Annotated in this window: 19 protein-coding genes and 1 pseudogene; 11 read left to right on the top strand and 9 right to left on the bottom strand. The window is 69.2% G+C overall.

Annotated elements, in window-relative coordinates; translation table 11 throughout:
• Positions 1 to 101 precede the first annotated feature (101 nt).
• Positions 102 to 1,895 carry an acetyl/propionyl/methylcrotonyl-CoA carboxylase subunit alpha gene (locus JOD60_RS15170; RefSeq protein ID WP_076691441.1) on the bottom strand — a complete coding sequence of 598 codons (1,794 nt, stop codon included), beginning with the start codon at positions 1,893 to 1,895 and terminating at the stop codon, positions 102 to 104.
• A 78-nt stretch (positions 1,896 to 1,973) separates the two neighbouring features.
• Positions 1,974 to 2,630 (bottom strand): Maf family protein, encoded by a 657-nt coding sequence (locus JOD60_RS15165; protein ID WP_076691440.1) that lies wholly within the window; start codon positions 2,628 to 2,630, stop codon positions 1,974 to 1,976.
• 48 nt (positions 2,631 to 2,678) lie between these two features.
• Between JOD60_RS15165 and JOD60_RS15160 the strand changes: the two genes are divergently transcribed.
• The 4 genes from JOD60_RS15160 to JOD60_RS15145 are packed head-to-tail and all read left to right on the top strand — an operon-like array spanning position 2,679 to position 7,043.
• A complete protein-coding gene (locus tag JOD60_RS15160) occupies positions 2,679 to 4,085 on the top strand; it encodes a class I SAM-dependent RNA methyltransferase (RefSeq protein ID WP_076691439.1) in 1,407 nt (468 codons plus the stop codon).
• Positions 4,086 to 4,094: 9 nt separating this feature from the next.
• Positions 4,095 to 4,760 carry a response regulator transcription factor gene (locus tag JOD60_RS15155; RefSeq protein ID WP_076691438.1) on the top strand — a complete coding sequence of 222 codons (666 nt, stop codon included), beginning with the start codon at positions 4,095 to 4,097 and terminating at the stop codon, positions 4,758 to 4,760.
• The gene (locus tag JOD60_RS15150; protein ID WP_084202038.1) at positions 4,750 to 6,012 is read left to right on the top strand and encodes a sensor histidine kinase; all 1,263 of its coding nucleotides are present in this window, start codon (positions 4,750 to 4,752) and stop codon (positions 6,010 to 6,012) included. Before JOD60_RS15155 ends, JOD60_RS15150 begins: the two co-directional genes overlap by 11 nt.
• Positions 6,009 to 7,043, top strand: a complete 1,035-nt coding sequence (locus tag JOD60_RS15145) for a hypothetical protein (RefSeq protein WP_076692248.1) — start codon at positions 6,009 to 6,011, stop codon at positions 7,041 to 7,043. Before JOD60_RS15150 ends, JOD60_RS15145 begins: the two co-directional genes overlap by 4 nt.
• Positions 7,044 to 7,347: 304 nt before the next feature.
• Here the strand turns inward: JOD60_RS15145 and JOD60_RS15140 are convergent, their stop codons facing one another.
• Both JOD60_RS15140 and JOD60_RS15135 read right to left on the bottom strand, forming a co-directional pair.
• Complete coding sequence (locus JOD60_RS15140; RefSeq protein WP_076691437.1) at positions 7,348 to 7,608, bottom strand: acyl-CoA carboxylase epsilon subunit; 261 nt, start codon at positions 7,606 to 7,608, stop codon at positions 7,348 to 7,350.
• Positions 7,605 to 9,230 (bottom strand): acyl-CoA carboxylase subunit beta, encoded by a 1,626-nt coding sequence (locus tag JOD60_RS15135; protein ID WP_076691436.1) that lies wholly within the window; start codon positions 9,228 to 9,230, stop codon positions 7,605 to 7,607. Before JOD60_RS15135 ends, JOD60_RS15140 begins: the two co-directional genes overlap by 4 nt.
• A gap of 122 nt (positions 9,231 to 9,352) precedes the next feature.
• Here JOD60_RS15135 and JOD60_RS15130 point away from each other — a divergent pair, with 122 nt between their 5' ends.
• The 7 genes from JOD60_RS15130 (at position 9,353) to JOD60_RS15100 (ending at position 17,592) form a co-directional block, all read left to right on the top strand.
• On the top strand, positions 9,353 to 10,141 hold the full coding sequence (locus JOD60_RS15130; RefSeq protein WP_076691435.1) for a biotin--[acetyl-CoA-carboxylase] ligase: 789 nt from the start codon (positions 9,353 to 9,355) through the stop codon (positions 10,139 to 10,141).
• 82 nt (positions 10,142 to 10,223) lie between these two features.
• Entirely contained in the window at positions 10,224 to 10,787 is a 564-nt protein-coding gene (locus JOD60_RS15125; protein ID WP_076691434.1) for a PH domain-containing protein, read from the top strand.
• A 207-nt stretch (positions 10,788 to 10,994) separates the two neighbouring features.
• Positions 10,995 to 12,110 carry a 5-(carboxyamino)imidazole ribonucleotide synthase gene (locus JOD60_RS15120; RefSeq protein WP_076691433.1) on the top strand — a complete coding sequence of 372 codons (1,116 nt, stop codon included), beginning with the start codon at positions 10,995 to 10,997 and terminating at the stop codon, positions 12,108 to 12,110.
• A 278-nt stretch (positions 12,111 to 12,388) separates the two neighbouring features.
• Positions 12,389 to 12,856: a 5-(carboxyamino)imidazole ribonucleotide mutase gene (gene purE / locus JOD60_RS15115; RefSeq protein WP_076691432.1), complete on the top strand. Its 468-nt coding sequence runs from the start codon at positions 12,389 to 12,391 to the stop codon at positions 12,854 to 12,856.
• On the top strand, positions 12,853 to 14,325 hold the full coding sequence (locus JOD60_RS15110) for an LCP family protein (protein ID WP_076691431.1): 1,473 nt from the start codon (positions 12,853 to 12,855) through the stop codon (positions 14,323 to 14,325). Before purE ends, JOD60_RS15110 begins: the two co-directional genes overlap by 4 nt.
• Positions 14,326 to 14,328: 3 nt before the next feature.
• On the top strand, positions 14,329 to 15,432 hold the full coding sequence (locus JOD60_RS15105; protein ID WP_076691430.1) for a glycosyltransferase: 1,104 nt from the start codon (positions 14,329 to 14,331) through the stop codon (positions 15,430 to 15,432).
• Positions 15,433 to 15,699: 267 nt separating this feature from the next.
• Positions 15,700 to 17,592, top strand: coding sequence for an S-layer homology domain-containing protein (locus tag JOD60_RS15100; RefSeq protein WP_076691429.1), 1,893 nt, complete (start codon positions 15,700 to 15,702; stop codon positions 17,590 to 17,592).
• Positions 17,593 to 17,602: 10 nt separating this feature from the next.
• Here the strand turns inward: JOD60_RS15100 and JOD60_RS16865 are convergent, their stop codons facing one another.
• The 5 genes and pseudogenes from JOD60_RS16865 to JOD60_RS15080 all read right to left on the bottom strand — a co-directional run bounded on the left by JOD60_RS16865 (position 17,603) and on the right by JOD60_RS15080 (position 21,585).
• Entirely contained in the window at positions 17,603 to 17,905 is a 303-nt protein-coding gene (locus JOD60_RS16865) for an S-layer homology domain-containing protein (protein WP_232321789.1), read from the bottom strand.
• Between the two features lie 228 nt (positions 17,906 to 18,133).
• Positions 18,134 to 18,784: pseudogene (locus JOD60_RS16860) on the bottom strand (ABC transporter ATP-binding protein); the annotation flags it as partial.
• Between the two features lie 70 nt (positions 18,785 to 18,854).
• The gene (locus tag JOD60_RS15090; protein ID WP_307823876.1) at positions 18,855 to 19,622 is read right to left on the bottom strand and encodes an ABC transporter permease; all 768 of its coding nucleotides are present in this window, start codon (positions 19,620 to 19,622) and stop codon (positions 18,855 to 18,857) included.
• Positions 19,623 to 19,723: 101 nt separating this feature from the next.
• Positions 19,724 to 20,635, bottom strand: a complete 912-nt coding sequence (locus tag JOD60_RS15085; RefSeq protein WP_076691427.1) for a glycosyltransferase — start codon at positions 20,633 to 20,635, stop codon at positions 19,724 to 19,726.
• Positions 20,636 to 20,685: 50 nt separating this feature from the next.
• Complete coding sequence (locus JOD60_RS15080) at positions 20,686 to 21,585, bottom strand: glycosyltransferase family 2 protein (RefSeq protein ID WP_076691426.1); 900 nt, start codon at positions 21,583 to 21,585, stop codon at positions 20,686 to 20,688.
• Positions 21,586 to 21,734 lie beyond the last annotated feature (149 nt).

Raw genomic sequence — 21,734 nt, 5'->3', positions numbered from 1 at the left:
CGCCCGGCAATCCTTCGTCCGTCGCAAATCGCGGCTATGGCCGCGTGATGACGCACTTTGCGTCGGATGAGCACCGCCGCGACGGCGGGCGCGCCCGCGCCTCAGGAGATGGTCAGCAGCTGATGCCCGGCCGACACCGTCGTGCCGGGGTCGGCGTTGATCGCGCCGATGACGCCGTCCTTGTGCGCCTGGATCGGCTGCTCCATCTTCATGGCCTCGAGCACGACGACGAGGTCGCCCTTGACGACCTGCTGCCCGTCGGCGACGGCCACCTTCACGATCGTCGCCTGCATCGGCGCCTTGACGGCGTCGCCCGAGGCTCCGGCAGACACCGTCGGCGCGTGCGAGCGCCGCGACGGCGGCACCGCGGCGGGGCGGCCGATCTTCGTGGGTGCCACGGCGATGCGGTCGGGCAGGCTCACCTCGAGCCGCTTGCCCGACACCTCGACGACGACGGTGTGGCGCGGCTCGGCGTTCTCGGGCGACTCGAGTTCGCCGTCCCACGGCGGGATGTCGTTGTCGAAATCGGTCTCGATCCACCGCGTGAACACGCCGAACCGGCCGTCCTCGGCGGTGAAGGCGGGGTCGCGCACGACCTTGCGGTGGAACGGCAGCACCGTCGGCATGCCGGCGACCTCGAACTCGTCGAGGGCGCGGCGCGCGCGTTCCAGCGCCTCGGCGCGGTTGCGGCCCGTGACGATGAGCTTGCCCAGCAGCGAGTCGAACGCGCCCGAGACGCTGTCGCCGGCGGTGACGCCCGAGTCGAGACGGATGCCGGGGCCGCCGAACGTCTTGAACTGGTGGATCCGGCCGGGTTGCGGCAGGAAGTTCCGCCCCGGGTCCTCCCCGTTGATGCGGAACTCGATCGAGTGACCGACCGGGGTCGGGTCGTCATAGTCCAGCGTGCCGCCCTCGGCGAGACGGAACTGCTCGCGGACGAGGTCGATGCCCGTGACCTCCTCGGAGACCGGGTGCTCCACCTGCAGGCGGGTGTTGACCTCGAGGAAGGAGATCGTCCCGTCGGCGCCGATGAGGAACTCGCACGTGCCGGCGCCGACGTAGCCGACCTCGCGCAGGATCGCCTTCGACGCGTCGTACAGGATGCGGTTCTGCTCGTCCGTCAGGAACGGCGCGGGCGCCTCCTCGACCAGCTTCTGGTGACGGCGCTGCAGCGAGCAGTCGCGCGTGGAGACGACGACGACGTTGCCGTCGGCGTCGGCGAGGCACTGGGTCTCGACGTGGCGCGGCTTGTCGAGGTACTTCTCGACGAAGCACTCGCCGCGGCCGAAGGCCGTGATCGCCTCGCGGGTCGCCGATTCGAACAGCTCGGCGACCTCGTCGAGCTCGCGGGCGACCTTGAGGCCGCGGCCGCCGCCGCCGTAGGCGGCCTTGATCGCGATGGGGAGGCCGACCTGCTGGGCGAACGCGACGACCTCGTCGGCGCCGGAGACGGGACCCGGGGTGCCGGGGGCGAGCGGGGCGCCGACCTTCTCGGCGACCGCGCGGGCGGTGACCTTGTCGCCCAGCGCTTCGATCGCCTCGGGCGAGGGGCCGATCCAGACGAGCCCGGCCGCCTGCACGGCGCGGGCGAAGTCGGCGTTCTCGGCGAGGAATCCGTAGCCCGGGTGGACGGCGTCGGCGCCCGAGCGGCGCGCGACCGACAGGATCTTCTCGATCGACAGGTACGTCTCGGCGCTCGTGGACCCCTCGAGGGCGTAAGCCTCGTCGGCGAGCTTGCTGTGCATCGCGTCGCGGTCCTGGTCGGCGTAGACGGCGACCGAGAGCCTGCCGCTGTCGCGGGCGGCGCGGATCACGCGGACGGCGATCTCGCCGCGGTTCGCGATGAGCACTTTGGTGATCTGCGGACGCGCGGGCGCCGTGTCCAGTGAAGGCATGGATGCCAGCCTACCCAGCAGTGGACCGCCTGCTTTGGATCACTCGCACAAGATCCCCGAGAAATCGTGGGCGGAAAGCTACGACGCGTGGGGGCGGTTCCACAGGTCGGTCCAGCAGATGCCGAGCCTTCCGCACAGGTGCCGCACGGTCGACAGGGACATCCCGACGACCGTGGACGGGTCGCCCTCGACGCGCTCGATGAACGCGCCGCCGAGGCTGTCGACGGTGAATGCGCCGGCGACCTGCAGCGGCTCGCCGGAGGCGACGTAGGCGGAGATCTCGGCATCCGTGATGTCGGAGACGAACGTGACGGATGCCGCGGCCACCGCGGACTCCTCGCGCGGCGCCCGACCGGGCTCGATCCGGATGACGCTGTGGCCGGAGTGGAGGATGCCGGTGCGCCCGCGCATCTGCTCCCAGCGGGCGGTCGCGATGTCGGGGAGGTGGGGCTTGCCGAGCACCTGGCCGTCGATCTCGAACATGGAGTCCCCGCCGACGACGACACCGTCGAAAGCGGGGTCGGCAGCGGCGAGGGATGCCGCGACATCCGCCGCCTTGCGACGCGCGAGCAGCAGCACGTGCTCGTCCGGCGGCAGGGTGCGGCCCTCGGCGGTTTCGGCGGCGGCGATCACGGCCTCTTCGTCGACGTCCGGCGCCTGCAGCAGCGGCTCGATGCCCGCCTGCCGCATCAGCATGAGGCGGGCGGGTGAGGTGGAGGCCAGGCACACGCGCATGGGACCACGCTATCCGCCCCCGGACGGCGGGGGAGCTAGCGTTGAGGGATGCAGCCCGGCGACCTCCTCGACCTCGACGTGACCGGTGTCGCCCACGGCGGTGTGTTCGTGGCGCGTCACGAGGGGCGGGTGGTGTTCGTCTCCGACGCGATCCCCGGCGAGCGGGTGCGCGTCCGCCTCACCGACACCGCGAAGAGCTCCTTCTGGCGCGCGGAGACGGTCGAGGTCCTGGACGCCTCGTCCCATCGCCGCCCGCATGTCTGGACGGCGGCCGATGTCGCCGTCGACCCCGACGACCGTCCCGGCGGCGCGGACTTCGGGCACATCGCGCTGCCCCACCAGCGCGACCTGAAGCAGCGCGTGCTCCTCGAGGCGCTGGAGCGGTTCGGTGGGTTCACCCCGCCCGCCATCACCGTCGCGGGAGCGACTCCCGTGCGCGCGGTGGACGGCGCGGTCCTCGCCGAGGAGACCCCCGATGCGACCCGCTGGCGCACCCGCGTCAGCCTCCACGTCGACGCCGACGGGCGTGTCGGTCCGTTCGCCGCCCGCAGTCACCGCGTCATCCCCGTCGAGGAGCTGCCGCTCGCGACGGCCGAGATCGAGGATGCCGCGCGCGCCCTGTCCGGCGCCGATCACGCGCCGGGGCGGATCGACCTCGTCCAGCCCGCCGACGGGCGGGTGCGTGTCCTCCCGCGCCCGGAGTCCGCGCGCCGCGGAGCGGAGGCCCGTCGCCGCGCCGGCCCCCGCCGCGGAAAGCGGCCCCGCGGCCGCACCGCGGCATCCGCCCCCGCGCCGCACACCCCGGCAGCCCACCCCCCAGCACCGCACGACCCGGCCCGTGAGGTCGTGCTCGAGCGGGTCGGCGACCGGAGTTTCCGCGTCGACGCCGGCGGCTTCTGGCAGGTGCACCGGCTCGCCGCGCATTCCCTCAGCGCGCTCGTCGCCGACGCGCTCGCGGATATCGGCGTCGATCCCGACGCGCACCACCTCGACCTCTACGGCGGGGTCGGCCTGTTCGCGGCGGCGCTGGCGGATGCCGGGGGACCGGCCACCCGCGTGACCAGCGTCGAATCCGATCCGCGGGCGACCGAGCACGCCGGCGAGAATCTCGCGGCGTGGGTCGGCGCGCGCGCCGAGACCGACCGCACCGAGCGCTACCTGACGCGGCTGCTCGCCCAGGCCGGCGCGGCGGAGCGCGCCCGCCTGGCGCACGGCGTCGTGCTGCTCGATCCGCCGCGCGCGGGCGCGGGACGCGAGGTCGTCGAGAGGGTGGCGGCGCTGTCCCCGGCATCCGTCGTGTACGTCGCCTGCGACCCGGTCGCGCTCGCGCGCGACATCGGGACCTTCCGCGCCCACGGATATCAGCCGCAGCGCATCGACGCGCTCGACCTGTTCCCCCACTCGCATCATCTGGAGGGGGTCGCCGTCCTGAGCCGCGACGGTCGCGCTCGATAGGCTGACCCCATGACGCGGGTGGCCCTGATCGACGACCACGAGTCGGTGCGGCTCGGCCTCCAGGCCGCCTGCGCCCGAGCCGGGACGACGCGCGTCGTGTTCTCGGGGAGCACGGTTCGCGCCTACCTCCGCTGGCACGCCGAGAACGGCGGCGCGCCGGCCGACGTGATCGTGCTCGACCTGACGCTCGGCGACGGCACCACCGTGACCGAGAACGTGCAGCGGCTCGTCGCCGACGGATCGCCGGTCTTGATCCACAGCGTCGCCGACCGGCCCACCGCTGTGCGTGAGGCGCTCGCCGCGGGCGCAGCCGGCGTCATCAGCAAGGCGTCCCGCATCGACGACGTGCTCGCGGCGATCCGCACGATCGCGGCGGGAGAGGCGCTCGACAACATCGAGTGGGCCAGCGCCGTCGAGGGCGACCGCGCGTTCGCCGACGCGCAGCTGTCCAAGCGCGAACGCGACGTGCTGCGCCTGTACGCGGCGGGCCTGCCGCTGAAGGCGGTCGCCGAGCGCCTGGGCATCGCGTACTCCACGGCGAAGGAGAACATCACCCGCGTGCGGGTGAAGTACGTCGACGTGGGCCGGCCGGCGCGCACCAAGATCGACCTGCTGCACCGCGCCATGGAAGACGGACTCGTCACGGGCGGCGCCGGCGGCGACGGTGACCGCTGAACCCCTGCCGATCGCCGTCGATCCGGCGGTGCGCCGGCCCCTCGGCGACATCGCCGCCGGTGCGGAGCGCTTCACGCAGGCGCGCGTCGAGCGGATCATCGGCGTCGTCGTCGCCCTCGGCTTCGCCGTGCTGGGCGTCCAGGCGTTCCTGAACGCGCTCGGCTCCACCCAGGAGAGCCCGCCGTGGCACCTCGCGCTCATGATCGGGGTGTTCGCCCCGCTCGCGCTCGCGATCCTCGCCTGCGCGACCGGGATCGGCGTGCGGGTGTGCACGGGGCTGCTCGCGGTCGTGCTGCCGCTCGCCGTGATCGCGTGGCCGGTCGCGACGGCCGGGCGCGGGGCGGATGCCGGAGTCGACGCGGCCGTGACTGTCACCGAGCATCCCTGGGTCTGGTACCTGCTCAACGTTGCGACGGTCGCCGCCGTCATGGCCTTCCGCATGCCGCTGCAGATCGCCTGGGCGGTGCTCGTCCCGGTGCTGTACGCCGCCGCGCGCCTCCTGCAGATGGACGCCGCCGCCGCCGTGACGGCCGCCGTGATCCTCGACGCGGTGTTCGCGATGATCCTCGCCGGGGTCGTGATCGCGCTGGCGTGGATGCTGCGCACCGTCGCCCTCGGCATCGACCGGGCGCGCCGCGACGCGGTCGACTCCTACGCGGCGGCGGCCGCGGCCGACGCCGCCGAGACCGAGCGCATCGCCGTCGCGGCCCTCATGCACGACAGCGTGCTGGCCGCGCTGATCGCCGCCGAGCGCGCAGAGACGCCCCGCGAAGAGGCGCTCGCCGCCGCGATGGCGCGGGAGGCGCTCACCCGCCTCGCCAACGCGGACCACGACTCCGGTGAGGGCCCGGATGACCCGGTCGCGCCCGCCGGTGTCGCGGCGGGGATCCAGGCGGCGGCGCGGGAGCTCGGTGCCGCGCTCACCGTCCGCGCCGAGGTGGCGTCGGATGCCGGGGCGCTCCCCGGCCGCGTCGCGCGCGCGCTCGTGCTCGCGGCGACCCAGGCGATCGCCAACGCGGTGCAGCACGCGGGCGCCGCGGGACTTCAGGTCACGGTGCAGGCGCGCGCCGCCGGCATCCGGGTGCGCATCGCCGATGCCGGGGGCGGTTTCGATCCCGCCGCGATCCCGGAGGACCGCCTCGGGATCCGCGGCTCGATCGTCGCGCGCACCGCCGCCGTCGGCGGACGGGCACGGGTGCAGACGACGGCATCGGGCACGGTCGTCACGCTGGAGTGGGGGCGGCGCGCGTGAGTGTCGGCATCCGCGCCGCGCTGTCGGTGCTCGCGGTCGGCTTCACCGGCTACCTCGCCGTCGGGGCGCTGCTGTGGACGACACCGCCCGCCAATCCGATGGTGCAGCTGGTGGCGGTGGCGTGCTACCTCGTGACGACGTGGCTGTGCATCTTCTGGAAGGCGCAGCGGACCGCTCGCGCCGACCCGATCACCGGGGAGCTCGGCCGCGGCGCGCTGCTGCCGGCGTGGGCGGCCGTGCTGGCGCTCGCGGCGGCGGTGCTCGTCCCCAACGCGAGCTGGGTGGCCGCAGGCCCCGAGGCGCGGTCGCTGGACTTCGCGACGTGGAGTCTCGGGGCGATCGGGGCGCTCATGGCGATCGTCATGGTGCGGGGCCGCCCCTGGGTGGCGTGGACGGGGGTCGTGATCCTCGCGGTGGAGGCGACGGCCTGGATCGGCCCGGCGGCGGCACTGGCGCTGGGTGTTGTCGGGGCGGTGCTGTGGGTGGCGATCGCGCAGCTGCTGACGTGGCTGGTCGACCGGGCGGCATCGGACACCGCCGCGCTCACCGAGCTGCAGCGGGCGGCGTCGGAGTGGCTCGCGACGCAGGAGGGCACGCGTCGCGAGCGCCGCACGCAGGTGCAGCGGGCGCTGGCGCTGGCCGGTCCCGTCCTCACACGCACGATCGAGCAGCAGGGCCGGCTGGATGCCGCGGACAAGCAGCGGGCGCGGATCGCCGAGGAGGCGCTGCGCGACGAGCTGCGGGGCGCGGCGCTGCTCGACGACGCGGTGCGGCACGCGCTGGGGGCGGCGCGTGATCGCGGGGCCGTGGTGTCCGTGCTCGATGAGGGCGGGCTCGAGGGTCTGTCCATCGAGGAGCGCGCCCGGATCCGGGCGGAGCTCGCGCGGGTGCTGACCGGGGCGATATCGGAGCGGCTCTACGTGCGGGCGTCGCGGCATGACGAGATCGCGGTCACGGTCGTCGGGCGGTCGGCATCCGACGACGGAGACGACCGCGTCGACCTCTGGCACGAGATCGCCCGGCAGGCGTGAGCCGGGAGGCGTGAGCGCCTGCGCGCGCGTGCGGCGAGGCTCGTGCATCGAGGAGCTCATGCGTGGAGGAGAGGGAGGCGAGGGGCGGCGAAGCCGCCCGCCCCTCGCCGTGCGAGCGGTTACCCGAAAACCGGCTCGCGAGGGCTGAACACGCTGAGATCAGCGCGGTCAGCCGAACGCAGAAGCGTTCCAGCGGTTCCAGTTTGGCGGCTGGTGCGCGCGCTGTCTGTAGGTATTTTGGGGGACAAGCCCATCGCGACCCGCGCAGGCCTTGCGATGGCCAGCGCGCGCACCGGGCACGGGCTCAGCCGGCGAAGCGGCCCCAGGCGACGTCGCGCCGCAGCGGGGCGCGCAGCGCGCGCGCCGAGACCTGCCACGCGGACGGGCGGGCCTCCTCTTCGGCGACGGCGGCGGACGCCTCGCGTTCGTACGCTTCGGTGACGACGGCGATGACGGCGGCGAGCTCCTCGGGAGTCGGGTCCCCTCGCAGCACGTCGAGACGCACGGCATCCGGTGCCGGGGTCGACGTCGGGGCCCCTGCGGGGCGCTGCTCTGCCGGGCTCACAGCGGGATGTTCCCGTGCTTCTTCGCGGGCAGGCTCGCCCGCTTTCCGCGGAGTGCGCGCAGGGCCTTGGCCACCGAGACGCGCGTCTGCGCCGGCTCGATGATGCCGTCGAGTTCGCCGCGCTCGGCCGCGAGGAAGGGCGACGCGACGTTGTAGGTGTACTCGCTCGCGAGACGCGCGCGGACGGCCGCGACGTCTTCGCCGGACTCCTCGGCGCGCTTGATCTCGCCGCGGTAGAGGATGTTGACGGCGCCCTGCCCGCCCATGACCGCGATCTCGGCGGTGGGCCAGGCGAGGTTGACGTCGGCGCCGAGCTGCTTGGAGCCCATGACGATGTACGCCCCGCCGTACGCCTTGCGGAGGATCACGGTGACGAGGGGCACGGTCGCCTCGGCATACGCGTACAGCAGCTTCGCGCCGCGGCGGATGACGCCCGTCCACTCCTGATCGGTGCCGGGAAGGTAGCCGGGCACGTCGACGAGGGTGAGGATCGGGATGGAGAACGCGTCGCAGAACCGCACGAACCGGCTCGCCTTCTCGCCCGCCTCGATGTTGAGCGTGCCGGCCATCTGCGACGGCTGGTTGGCGATGACGCCGACGGTGCGCCCCTCGACGCGGCCCAGGCCGATGACGATGTTCGGCGCGAACAGCGGCTGCACCTCGAGGAAGTCGCCGTCGTCGACGATGTGCGAGATCACCTGGTGGATGTCGTACGGCTGGTTCGGAGAGTCGGGGATGACGGAGTTGAGCACGCGATCGGCATCCGTCGTCTCCCACTCGAACCCGTTCTCGTAGACCGGGATCTCGGCCATGTTGTTGTCGGGGAGGTACCCGACCATGGTGCGGACGTAGTCGATCGCGTCGTCCTCGTCCTCGGCGAGGTAGTGCGCGACGCCGGAGCGGGTGTTGTGCGTGTAGGCGCCGCCGAGCTCCTCCATGCCGACGTCCTCACCGGTGACGGTCTTGATGACGTCGGGGCCGGTGACGAACATCTGGCTCGTCTTGTCCACCATGACGACGAAGTCGGTGAGGGCGGGGGAGTACACCGCACCGCCGGCGGCCGGACCCATGATGATCGAGATCTGGGGGATGACGCCGGATGCCGCGGTGTTCAGGCGGAAGATCTCGCCGTACTTGCCGAGGGCCACGACGCCCTCCTGAATGCGGGCGCCGCCCGAGTCGAGGATGCCGATGATCGGCATGCCGCCGCGCAGGGCGAACTCCATGACTTTGATGATCTTGTCGCCGGCGACCTCGCCGAGCGATCCGCCGAAGGTCGTGAAGTCCTGCGCGTAGACGGCGACGGTGCGGCCGTGGATCGTGCCGACGCCGGTGACGACCGAGTCGCCGTACGGACGGGAGCGGTCCATGCCGAAGGCGCTCGTGCGGTGGCGCACGTACTCGTCGAGCTCGACGAACGAGCCCGGGTCCACGAGCAGTTCGATCCGCTCGCGCGCGGTCATCTTGCCCTTGGCGTGCTGCTTCTCGCGGGCGACGACCTCGGCGTCGACGACGGCCTCCTGGTAGCGCGCGCGGAGGTCGGCGATCTTGCCGGCGGTCGTGGACAGGTCCGGCTGGTCGGACGAGGCGGACGGCGCGGGCTGGTCGGGCTGCTGTGGCACGCATTCCACCCTAGCGAGCGGGCCGTGCGCGCGGTTGGGGACCTGCGACAACGGGAACGGCGATCCGCTGTGGGGTATGCCACTCGATCGCGCGGTCTGCACCCCCGGCGTAGGGTGGCGGCATGCCGATTCCGTCTGAGGGATTCCCGCTGTCCGCCGCCGTCTCGCCCCGCGTGCACGTGATCGAGACGGTGGACTCGACGAACGCGAAGCTGCTGCGGGATGCCGCGGAGGACCCCGACGGGCATCCGCACCTGTCCGTGGTGGTCACGCGCGACCAGCGCGCGGGCCGGGGCCGGCTCGATCGCGCCTGGACGACCCCGCCCGGGTCGGCGCTCGCCGTCTCGGTGCTGCTGCGGGTGGGCGCCGTCGCCACGAGCGATCGCGGGTGGATTCCGCTCCTCGCGGGAGTGGCGATGGCGGATGCCGTCGCCGCACAGCTCCCGTCGATGCGGGCGGGTCGCGATGTACAGCTCAAGTGGCCGAACGATGTGCTCGTTCAGGGGCTGAAGATCAGCGGCATCCTCGCCGAGGTGCTGCCGACCGACCCGCACACGGTTGTGCTGGGCGCGGGCGTCAATACGACCATGGCGAAGGTGGATCTCCCGGTGCCGACCGCGACGTCGTTCGCCGCGCTCGGGGCGACCGCGGACGAAGACCGGCTGCTCGCCGATTTCCTCACCGGTCTGCGCGACGGCATCGCGCGCCTGGCCGTCGACGGCTCGGCGGCGGTCGCCGACGACGTGGCCGCGCACTGCGCGACGCTCGGCGCAAGGGTCACGGTGTCGCTGCCGGACGGCACGACGCTGCACGGCACGGCGGTGCGCCTCGACGCCGACGGGCGGCTCGTCGTCTCGGCCGACGGGGTCGAAGCCGTCGTGTCCGCCGGCGACGTGGTGCACGTGCGCTGACCTGCGGGCGCGTTGCCGACGCGGGCACGCCGCGCCCGGCGGGATCCGGCGGTCGTGACCCATCTGCCGCCACAATGGTGGGGTGACCCAGCCGATGGCGTACCCGGGCCGCCCCGCGGCCCCTGCTCCGGGCGCCGCGACGCCCGAGTTGCGCATCGCGCGCGTGCGGCCGCACGCGCGCCGACTGTTCTGGTCGGCTCTCGTGCTCGTAGCCGCCGCCGCGGCGGTCGGGTACTTCACCGACAACCTGCCCGAGCCTTTCGAGGACTGGATGCTGTGGGCTGTGGCCGGTGCCGTCGTGCTGCTGCTGGTGGTGCTGCCGTACCTGCGATGGCTCGGTCACACCTACACCGTCACGACGCGACGGGTGATCGCGCAGGCGGGCCTGTTCGGCCGGAACCGGCGCGAGCTGCTGCACGCCCGCGGGTACACGATCTCCGAGCGTCGCGGGCCGCTGCAGCGGATGTGGGGAGCGGGCACGCTCACCCTGTCCAACGGTGTGGACGAGCCGCTGCGGATGGCGAACATCCCGGCCGTGCGGCTCGTGCACGAAGTGCTCAGCGACCAGGTCGAGGTGAGCCAGATCCTCGCCCACCGCGATTCGCACAGCATCCCGGTCATCGGCGATCCGCCGCCGCTTCCCTGATCCGCGCCGCCGGCACCGGCATCCGCCTCGCCTGTGCCGGCCCGCCCGGCGAGGTTCGGCCGCGACGCTCACGCGCCGAAAGAACAACTGCCCGCCGAGGGAACGGGTGTTGCCCGTGCTCTCGGCGCGCAGTTGTTCTCTCGCGGGGGATGGCGCGGTATCCCGCCTGCAGACCTGGGAGGATGGGGGTGACGAAAGGGAGCACGTATGGCGCTGACACTCGGGATCGTCGGGGGCGGGCAGCTGGCCCGAATGATGATCGCTCCGGCGGTGGAGCTCGGCGTCGACGTGCGCGTGCTCGCCGAGGAGCCCGGCATGGCCGCGGCGCTGGCGGCGACCGCGACCGGCGATTACCGCGACCTCGAGACGGTGCGCGCGTTCGCGCGGGGCGTCGACGTGCTGACCTTCGACCACGAGCACGTGCCGCAGGAGGTGCTGCGAGCCCTCGTCGCGGACGGGGTCCGGGTTCATCCCGGTCCGGATGCGCTGCAGTTCGCGCAGGACAAGCTGCTCATGCGGGCGCGGCTGGCCGGGCTCGGCATGCCGCAGCCGGAGTGGGCGAGGGTGACGGATGCCGCGGGCCTGCAGTCCTTCCTCGACGAGCACGGCGGGCGGGCTGTCGTGAAGACGCCGCGCGGGGGGTACGACGGCAAGGGCGTGCGCGTCGTCGCGGACCCCGAGGAAGTCGCCGACTGGTTCGACGGCGGCGAACTGCTCGCCGAGGAACTGGTGGACTTCACGCGCGAGCTCGCGCAGCAGGTGGCGCGGCGGCCGTCGGGTCAGCTCGTCGCCTATCCGGTCGTCGAGACGGTGCAGCGCGACGGGGTGTGCGCCGAGGTCATCGCGCCCGCACCGCACGGGTCGACGCGGCTGACGGAGGTGGCGGCATCCATCGGCACTGCGATTGCGGAAGGGCTGGGTGTGACGGGGATGCTGGCGGTGGAGCTGTTCCAGACCACCGATGACCGGCTGCTGGTGAACGAGCTGGCGATGCGTCCGCACAACAGCGGGCACTGGGGGCAGGACGGGGCCGTGACGGGACAGTTCGAGCAGCATGTGCGCGCCGTGCTCGACCTGCCGCTCGGCGATCCTGCGCCGCGGCAGCCGTGGTCGGTGATGGTGAACATCCTGGGCGGTCCCGCGGACGGCACGCTCGAGAGCCGGTTCCCCGCCGTTCTCGAGGCACATCCGGCGGTGAAGGTGCACACGTACGGCAAGGCACCGCGGCCAGGTCGCAAGGTGGGCCACGTCAACGCCGTCGGCGACGATCTGGACGCCGTCGTCTACGAAGCCCGCGCCGCCGCCGCCTTCTTCGCCGACTGACCCCCGTTCTGGTCGCCCCGCGAGGGAGCGCCAGCGACCGAGACGACACGGCGTGACCCGCCCCGCTGGTCGCCCCGCGAGGGAGCGCCAGCGACCGAGACGACACGGCGTGACCCGCCCCGCTGGTCGCCCCGCGAGGGAGCGCCAGCGACCGAGACGAAACGGCGTGACCCGTCCCGCGCCGCGCGCCGCTCCGGCGATCTTCCAGCCTGCCGCCCTAACCTTGTCGGGTGACACGGCTCCTGCATTCCTCGGCATCCCCTCTCGTCGGCGTCGTCATGGGATCGGATTCGGACTGGCGCGTCATGAGTGACGCGTCGCAGGTGCTCAGCGAGTTCACGATCGCGCACGAGGTCGAGGTCGTCTCGGCGCACCGCACTCCCGACAAGCTGCTGCGCTACGGGCGTGAGGCGCGTGAGCGTGGCCTGAAGGTGATCATCGCCGGTGCCGGCGGCGCCGCGCATCTGCCGGGCATGCTGGCGTCGGTGACGGCGCTGCCGGTGATCGGCGTCCCGGTGCAGCTGGCGACCCTCGACGGGCTCGATTCGCTGCTGAGCATCGTGCAGATGCCCGCCGGCATCCCCGTGGCGACCGTTTCGATCAACGGCGCGAAGAACGCCGGACTGCTGGCCGCGCGCATCCTCGGTGCCGCCGACGATCGCCTCGCCGATCGCGTCGAGCAGTACGCCCGGGCGCTCGAGGAGCAGGTCGAGGAGAAGAACCGCCGCCTGAAGGACTCGCTGTGAGCGTGTCGGCTCCGCCCCGTCCGCCGGCGCCTGCACGGGGAGCGGATGCTGGGGTGATCCTGGGCGAGCAGCCGATCCGGCGCCCCGACACGCGCTCGCCGAAGGTGATGACACGGCGGGCGTGGTGGCTCGTCGCGATGAACTTCCTCGTGCCCGGTTCTGCTCAGGTGCTCGCGGGCAACCGTCGGCTCGGCCGGGTCGGGCTGGCCGCGACCCTCGTGATGTGGGTGCTGGTCGTGCTGACGCTCGTCGCGGCGCTGGTGTGGCCGACGCTGATCGTCGACCTGGGCGTCAACGGGTTCGTCCTCCTCGTGGTGCAGCTCGTGCTGCTGGCGTACGCCGTGCTGTGGGTCGTGCTGACCGTCGACACGCTGCGGCTCGTGCGGCTGGTGAAGACACGGCCGGGGGCGCGTCCGCTTGTCGCGGTGACGGCGATCCTGGGGCTCGTCCTCGGGTCGGGCGGCGCTGTCTACGCCGCGCAGCAGCTTCTCGCGCCCGCGCGGGAGGCCCTGGCATCCATCTTCACGAACAACGCGCCGCCGGTGCCGCCGTCCAACGGGTACTACAACATCCTGCTGCTGGGGGCCGACAGTGGCCTTGGGCGCGATTCGATGCGGTTCGACAGCATCTCCGTGGTGTCGGTGAATGCCGATACCGGGGCGGTGCACATCACCGGCATCCCGCGCGATCTCGCGCACGTGCCGTTCTCGGCGGGGCCGATGCAGGATCTGTATCCCGACGGGCTCGAGGGGCACATCTCGCAGACGTGTGGCTGGGGTCCCGGGATCAATCAGCTGATGAACGCGGTGGAGGTCTGTCGCGAGGATCGTGGCGCGGGTCTGTATCCGGATGCCGCGGCGAACAGTTCCACGCCGGCGATCGAGGCGACGAAGGATGCCGCGGAAGGAATCCTCGGGATCGAGATTCCGTACTATGCCTTCGTCGACATGAAGGGGTTCGCGGACATCGTCGACGCGCTCGGCGGGGTGGACATCACGGTGCAGGAGCGGCTGCCGAAGGGCGGCGGTCCCGCGTATGACGGGCAGAGCGCCGAGGATTGGGCGATCGGCTGGATCGAGGCCGGGCCGCAGCACATGGACGGCGACACGGCGCAGTGGTACGCACGGTCGCGGTACACGACGAGCGACGCCGATCGGATGCGGCGGCAGCGAGAACTGCAGCAGGCGATCCTCGCGCAGGCGAACCCGGCGAACGTGCTGACGCGCTTCCAGGAGGTCGCGGCGGCGGGGGAGGACCTCGTGCAGACGGACATTCCGTCGTCGCTGCTGGGCTTCTTCGTGAACCTGGCCGTGAAGGCGAAGGACCAGCCCGTGCAGACGCTGGAGCTGACGCTCGACGGCGCGGGGATCGACACCGACGAGCCGACGCCGGAGGCGTATGCGCACGTGCGGGAGCTCATCCAGCAGGCGCTGTATCCGCCGTCGCCGACGCCCACCCCGGAGGGCTGAGCCGTGTCAGCCGTGTTGCGGGTCGTGCTGGATCAGGTGGTGTCCCCGACGGATGCCGATTTGGCGATGGCGTCGGGGGAGCTTGCGCGGGCGCTGGTGGCGTCGACGCCGAGCGGGTGCGAGGTGGCGGCGATCGTCCCGTCGGGCGCGGATGTCGCCGGGACGGTGGAGGGCGCGGTGCCGGGGTTGGCCTCGCTTGCGCGGATGCCGCTCGCGCGGCGGGAGCTCGCCGCGTCATGGCAGCTGGGTGTCGCGCCCGGGGTCGGGGGCGGGATGATCCACTCTCCGACGCTGCTCGCGCCGCTCGTCAAGCACGATCGGGTGCACGATCACGATCAGACCGTCGTGACCCTGTGGGATCTGGACGCGTGGGAGCGCCCCGCGGAGCTCGCACGGGGCGCGGTGACCTGGCACAAGGCGATGCTCAAGCGGGCCGCGAAGCACGCCGATGCGGTCGTCGTGCCGACCCATGCCGCGGCGTCTCGGGTGGCGGAGCTCGGTGGTTTCGGGGATCGGATCCGCGTGATCTCGGGGGCGGCGCCGGCAGGGTTCCGAGTGCCGACCGACGAGGTGGGGCGTCGGCGGGCGCTGACCGTGCCGGACGGGTGCGTCGTGATGTCCGGCTCGTCGGCTCCGTCGGCGGGACTTGCGGCGGGCTTCGCGGCCATCGCTGCGGCGGGCGCGGATCTGCCGGTCGTCGTGCTGGGCGCGCCCGAGGGGGACGAGCCGGCGGTGCTCGATCTGGCCGCCGCGGCGGGCGTCGCACAGGAGCGGGTGCACGTGCGCGGTGCGCTGGAGGATGCCGATCGGGCCGCGGTACTGGGCGCCGCTGTGGCGCTGGTGGCACCGTCGGAGTTGACGGCGTTCCCGTGGCGCGTGGTGGAGGCGCTCGCCGTCGGCGTTCCCGTCGTGGCGGCGGAGTCGGAATCACACCGCGAAGTCGTGCTCGATGGGGGAGTGGTCGGCGACATCGCGGCAGGGCTGGCAGAGGTGCTCGGGTCGACCGCGGCCGTCGAGCGCTACGCCGTGCTGGCCGGTGACCGGGGCCGCGCGTTCTCGTGGCTGGGCGCCGCGGAGCGCGTCTGGCAGCTGCACGCGGACCTCTGAGGTCGCTTCGATCGGCGTGTCTTTGGCGTGTCGGGCGGCGGTTAGGTGGTAACAGCAGATTACTTCCGTCACAATGGTCCCATGGTCCCCCGAAGCCAAGCCCCCCGTCGTGCAGTCTGGACAGCGCCACGCACGGCTGTCGCGGCGATTGTGGCGTCAATCGCGCTGATAGGGTCGCTCATCGCTGCGAACCCCGCAATTGCGGCGCCCGGCGCAACGACTGATGCCACGACAGCTGTAGGCGGAGGCTCCCTGGCGGACACCGGAATGGTGAAAGCCGCGGCCGTGGTCGGCTTCAACCCCGAGAACATCATCTCCGACGCGCTGTTCTATGACGGCAATGCGATGACGTCGGCGGAGATCCAGACTTTCCTCGATTCGAAGATCGGTACTTGTCGAAACGGCAAGTGCCTGAACGTACTGACGACCGGAATCTCCTCTCGGGATGCGGTGTATTCGCAGTCCACGGGAAATCTCATCTGTTCCGCCATCCAAGGTGGTTCGATGAAGGTTTCGGAGCTCATCTATCGGGTGCAGGTGGCCTGCGGTATTTCCGCAAAGGTCATCCTCGTAACGCTGCAGAAGGAACAGGGCCTGACGACGAGTAAGGAGCCGTCGGACTGGAACCTCAAGGCCGCCATGGGCGCTTCCTGCCCCGACACCGCGCCGTGCGACCCGGCCTTCGCGGGAGTCGGTCCCCAGATCCTCAAGGGGACGCAGCAGCTGAAGACGTACAAGGCGGCTAAGTTCGCGAAGCAGCCGGGTCGCAACTACGTTGGCTACAGCCCAACCGAATCTTGCGGTGGCACCTACCTGAACATCCAGAACTACGCGACGGCAGCGCTGTACAGCTACACCCCGTACCAGCCGAATGCGGCCGCACTCGCGGCAGGTTACGGCCTGGGCGATGGGTGCTCCAGCTACGGCAACCGCAACTTCTACAACTACTTCACGGCGTGGTTCGGGTCCGCGCAGTATCCCCAGACGGATACGCCATTCGTTGACGTTTCGTCGGATGCCAACTCCACCTGGTTCAGCGTGTTCTCGAGCGACATCGTCTGGATGTTCAACTCCGGCATTTCGCAGGGCTGGCGGTTAGCGCCGGGGTACCAGGAGTACCTCCCCACGCAGAGCGTTACTCGTGACGTCATGGCAGCGTTCTTGTACCGCTTAGCTGGATCCCCGTCGTTCAGCCCGCCATCCGTGTCTCCCTTCGCCGACGTCTCTCCGGCCGATGTGTTCTACAAAGAGATTGCATGGCTGACTATCAACTCTCCCTCGCTTTCGTCCGACGAGAGGTTCCGTCCGAGTGAGCCGGTCACGCGCGAAGACATGGCGGGGTTTCTCTACGACCTTGCCGGTCAGCCGCCCCACGCCGCGGCTGCGCAGTCGCCATTCATTGATGTTGCGGTATCGTCACCCTCCTACAGATCGATTTCTTGGCTTGCGGCGGCGGGGATTAGCAGCGGATGGGATGAGGCTGCGGGGCGAGCGTTCCGACCTGCTGCGCCGGTGACGAGGGACGTAATGGCCGCGTTCCTGCGCCGGATGTACAACTATCTCAACCCGTTCACGGATGTTGCGTCCATGACCTCCCTCGCGACGTACAGCGTATTTGCCAATGACATTGCGTGGCTGGCTTCGGCTGGCATCACGCAAGGCTGGGAAGTAGGCGACCGCACTCGCGTGTACCGCCCCTTCGAGTCGGTCACCCGTGACGTTATGGCCGCCTTCCTCTATAGGCTCGCGGGTTCCCCCGATTTTTCGGCCCCGTCGATCTCACCATTTGCAGACGTTCAGGTTGGACAGGTGTTCTACAAGGAGATCAGTTGGCTCGCCGCGGAAGGCATTAGCGAGGGCTGGCAAGAGGGCGCGACAAGAGTATTTCGGCCTGCCCAGCCCGTCTCTCGCGACGTGATGGCGGCGTTCCTCTATCGCATGGCAGGCTCGCCAGAATCCAGCCCGTCCGGATCTCCCGCTTTCGTTGACGTCGCGGTGGATGGTTCCTTCTATCGGGAGATCGCGTGGATGGCTTCGAGCGGTATCAGTTCCGGGTGGTCTGTCTCGGAAACTCGGAGTGAGTATCGCCCGTTCCAGACTGTATCGCGCGACGTAATGGCGGCCTTTCTCCACCGCTTCAAGCAAATCCTCGAGGAATGAGAAGCATTCGTCAGTCGTGCAATCCCAACTCGCGGATCCTCTTCATCATGATTACGAGTGACTCGCGAGTCATCGGTTGGTTGGGGCGGAAGGCTGGGGGACCAAGCGGATCTTCCCAGCCGCGGGCAACATCCGAATAGAAGAGCCATGCGATTGCCTCGGCTTGTGGTGCGTCCGCGGAAACATCACTGAATGGGATCGGGCCGCCTGGACGCGGTCGGCCTGCGATTGCATATATGTAGCTGGCGAACGCGGCTCGGGAGATCGGCTCTCCCGTGACGTTGAAGGGCCGGACGCTCTCGGCGGCCGCCACAAGCGGATCCTGCGCCGCGAGATCTCGCTCGCTACTCGCAGTCTGATCGAAGTGAGCGCGCAGGACACGCTCGACCGCTCTCAGATCTACGGCTTCGTCCGGGCGGAACTCCGTCTGTCCCGTTGTCGCCGTGTAGGCAGGGAGAACGCCTGATTGTACGAGATCGACGATCTCATCAAAATATGGGTGGGACCGTTCGATGTCCACGAAGGGCGATCGCGAGAGATCTCGGAGTGCTCGGACCGCCTCGGTGGAAGGTCCGTCGAACACCACCTTGCCGTCTTTCAAGACGATGCCGCGAGTGCATAGGCGCGAAACCATCCCGAGGTCATGGGAGACAACCACCAGAGTCTTGCCATCCCTGTGGAGTTCCCGGATACGTGCGAGGCACTTCTTCTGGAAGGGCTCGTCGCCGACGGCAAGGATCTCGTCGATCAGCAGGACGTCGAGTTCCGTGTGAATCGCAACTGCAAACGCAAGGCGAAGGAACATGCCGGAGGAGTAGTGCTTCACCTCCGTGTCGATAAACTGTTCGATCTCGCTGAAGGCCACGATCGCGTCGAACCGAGCGTCGGTTTCCTCGCGCGTCATGCCGAGGATCGCCGCATTTAGGTAGATGTTCTCCCTGCCGGAGAGGTCGGGATGGAACCCCGCGCCGACCTCGATCAGTCCCGCAACGCGGCCACGAGTAAGGACCTCGCCACTGTCGGGTGTGAGAACGCCTGAAATGAGCTTCAACATCGTCGACTTGCCCGATCCGTTGAAGCCGAGCAACGCGACTGACTCGCCCTCGTCAATCGTCAGACTCACGCCGTCGAGAGCGTAGAAGTCCTCGGTGAGCGGCTTTCGCTTGAGGGCGGCGATGAAGGTTTCCTTCATCGAGTGTGTGTGGCGCAACCTGAAGCGTTTGTGGGCTTCTCGTACGACGATGCGAGGACGCACAGCCGAATCAGAGGTCCTGTGCAAATCGACCCTCCAAGCGACGGAATACGAACTGGCCAACAATGAGAAGAATGACGGACGTCGCTAAGGCGTAGCCAGAAAATGACCAGAGGTCGTCGATCGGCGGCGAACTTCGAGGGTCTAGCGGCTCCCAGATGCCATAGTGAAAAAGCTCCACAGCCATGGTTACGGGGTTCAGACGGTAGACGGTGTAGAGCCAGTCAGGTGCAGCCGCAGCGACCATCTCCCAGCGGTACATCACGGGAGAGGCCCATATTGCGCACATGACAATGATCTCGACGAAGCTCTGAGCGTCCCGAAACACCACGTTTATGGCACCGAACAGGAGGCCCAGTCCTACCGCCAAGACGGCCACGATGATGACGGCGAGCAAGAGGGCGGCGATCTGCAGGAACGACGGCGCCCAACCGAAGAAGATCGCGATGGCCACAACAACAACTACTTGAGGCAGCGTGTTTACGAGAGCGACGAGCATGCTCGAAACCGGGAACATCTCGCGGGGGAGATAGATCTTCTTGATGAGCGCGGCGTTGTCGACCAGCGACCGCGTGCTGTTAGAAATCGCCTCGTTGAAGAACGTCACAATGGTGATGCCCGCCAGGATGTATATCGCGTAGTAGTCGATGGCCCTATTCATCGACAGGAACACCCCGAGAGCCACGTAAAACACAACGAACTGTACGAGCGGCTTTACATATGACCACAGCCATCCGAAGAGAGACCCGCGGTAGCGGATCTGGATCTCCTTGCGCACGATGAGCGATAGGAGGTGGCTTCGTGTGAAGATGTCGACGAGTCCGCGGGTTCGTCCCGGTGCCGTGAGTTGGTCGGCTGTGGCGGGCGTTCGCATGTGTGTCAGTCCTTCGCCGGAGTCTTGCCGACCATCTCAGCGCGGGGATTGAAAGCTATGGCAGCCAACAGGCGTCCCGTAATGTGGCGGCGGATGCGCCACGGCAGCCGTCCGCGATGCATAAGAATCTCAACTCGAGCGAAGAAGCGCAGGTACGAGATCAACGACTCGTGGTGGAGGTGGAACGATGCCTCATTACGTGCTCCATACGCGAACTTCCAGAGACTCCGCTCATCGATGCGCGAGAAGTCGCCCGCGATGTTGTCGGGCGTGTCGTGGACTACCTTGCTGTCAAGCACGCACACTCCTGGTCCGACACCCACGCTGGCCATGCGTGCGTACGCCGCATCGTCGAACCAAATGAAGTACTCGCGTAGAGGAAGGCCGATCCGTTCGACCGTCTGCCGCGTATACAAAGCAGAGACGAAGGAGCAGGTCTGGACCAGAATCGCACGCTGACCTGTGACCCAAAGCCGGGCCCATTTCCAATCTGGAGCCGCGATGTTCATCTCGGCGAGTTCGTCATCACCGAAGTGTACGAGCGAGCATGCGAACGGAACGCCGCCGGGCATCGCGGTCATGGCCTCGGCATGGCCCGCGACGAGAGCTTCCAGGGCAGACGCTTCAGGATAGCAATCGTCGTCCATCAGCCAGAAGAGATCAGCGCCGAGGTCATAAGCGTGCTTGATGCCAGTGGCGAATCCGCCTGCGCCTCCGGTGTTGGTCTCCAGTCGCACGATCTCCAAATGCGAGTCGTTGAGCCCGGATAGGTACGCATCGGTGCCGTCCGAAGAGGCATTGTCTACGATGACGATCCACTCCGGGGGCGTGGTTTGTGCGTCTAGCCGGGCGAGAACGGTCTTCAGCTTCTCCAGGCGGTTGAAGGTGACGACGACGGCTGCAACGCGTTGCGACACGGTGTTAAAGGACCTCTCTATAAGACGATTGAGGTGGAGAGTGGATTTGCTCAGCGACCGAAACGGCGTGGACGTAGTTTCTGTTTGAAACGAGCGAGCGCGCGGCGGACTGTTTGCTGGAGGGAATAGTACCTGGCTGTCTCTTCGATGTACCGAGACAGATAAAGCAAGCCGCCGATCCCGTTGCGGTCGATGTAGTCGCTGATCTCGCGGTCCCGGACCAAACGGTCGAACTGGAGGTGTTCCACGCTTTCGCCAAAGACACTGTTGGACGCCGCGCCAGTGGCATGGGGTCGTTGGTGCCAGAAAGCCAGAGGTCTTTCACCAACGAATATCACTCGGCCGTGACGAATGAGTCGAAGGTTGAACTCCCAGTCCCCGACGGCGCGCAGAGTGGGGTCGTACCAACCGATCTCGTCGTATACAGCACGCCGGATCAGCAAGGAAATGGGGACAAAACGGTTCGTCTGCAGAAGATCGTAGAGCGACACCATCTCTGCCGGTGGAACGAAGGGCGCACGGCCGGTCTCCACGTACACCCCACTCTGTAGCCTTTCAAAGATGATCTCCGTGCGTGCCGTTGCGGCGACTGCTTCAGGATCTGCTTCCAAAGCACTGATCATCGTGTCGAGAAAGGTTGGCGCCCACGTGTCGTCGTCATCATGGATAACCACAAACTCCCCCCGCGCACGCTGGGCGCCGAGATTGGCGGCAGCCTCCATGGAGCCAGAACCGCCTTCGACATGTAGAACTTCGAGCCGCCCCTTGAACGCGCCTTCGCGCTCGGCTACGAGCTGATCGACGGGTGCGGTGGCGCCGCCGTCGTTCACCAGGACAACGTGCCAGTCCGTGCAGGTCTGGGCGAGGACGTCGTCGAGCGCGCGCCGGAGAAGGTCGCCACGGTTCTTCGTCCGAATGACGATACTGACGCGTTCGCGGTAGTCAGACACTTAGGAAACCTCAATACTCGGGATACATCACGGGTGTTCGGGGGTCCCCGCGGCAGCGCATTTTCACCAGCGCCACTCAAGCCTACTCGGCGAGGAACGCCGCAACCTGAGCGTCGGCCCGCGGTGGCAGAGGTTTCTCGGGGAGATTC

This window comes from Microbacterium aurum, assembly GCF_016907815.1.
Taxonomy (GTDB): Bacteria; Actinomycetota; Actinomycetes; order Actinomycetales; family Microbacteriaceae; genus Microbacterium; species Microbacterium aurum.
This window is presented reverse-complemented; position numbering and strand designations above follow the sequence as displayed.

Excerpts from the sequence above, each read along its gene's own strand:
- JOD60_RS15170 (WP_076691441.1), bottom strand. The coding sequence starts at position 1,895 with ATGCCTTCACTGGACACGGCGCCCGCGCGTCCGCAGATCACCAAAGTG.
- JOD60_RS15165 (WP_076691440.1), bottom strand. The coding sequence starts at position 2,630 with ATGCGCGTGTGCCTGGCCTCCACCTCACCCGCCCGCCTCATGCTGATG.
- JOD60_RS15160 (WP_076691439.1), top strand. The coding sequence starts at position 2,679 with ATGCAGCCCGGCGACCTCCTCGACCTCGACGTGACCGGTGTCGCCCAC.
- JOD60_RS15155 (WP_076691438.1), top strand. The coding sequence starts at position 4,095 with ATGACGCGGGTGGCCCTGATCGACGACCACGAGTCGGTGCGGCTCGGC.
- JOD60_RS15130 (WP_076691435.1), top strand. The coding sequence starts at position 9,353 with ATGCCGATTCCGTCTGAGGGATTCCCGCTGTCCGCCGCCGTCTCGCCC.
- JOD60_RS15120 (WP_076691433.1), top strand. The coding sequence starts at position 10,995 with ATGGCGCTGACACTCGGGATCGTCGGGGGCGGGCAGCTGGCCCGAATG.
- purE (WP_076691432.1), top strand. The coding sequence starts at position 12,389 with ATGGGATCGGATTCGGACTGGCGCGTCATGAGTGACGCGTCGCAGGTG.
- JOD60_RS15100 (WP_076691429.1), top strand. The coding sequence starts at position 15,700 with ATGGTGAAAGCCGCGGCCGTGGTCGGCTTCAACCCCGAGAACATCATC.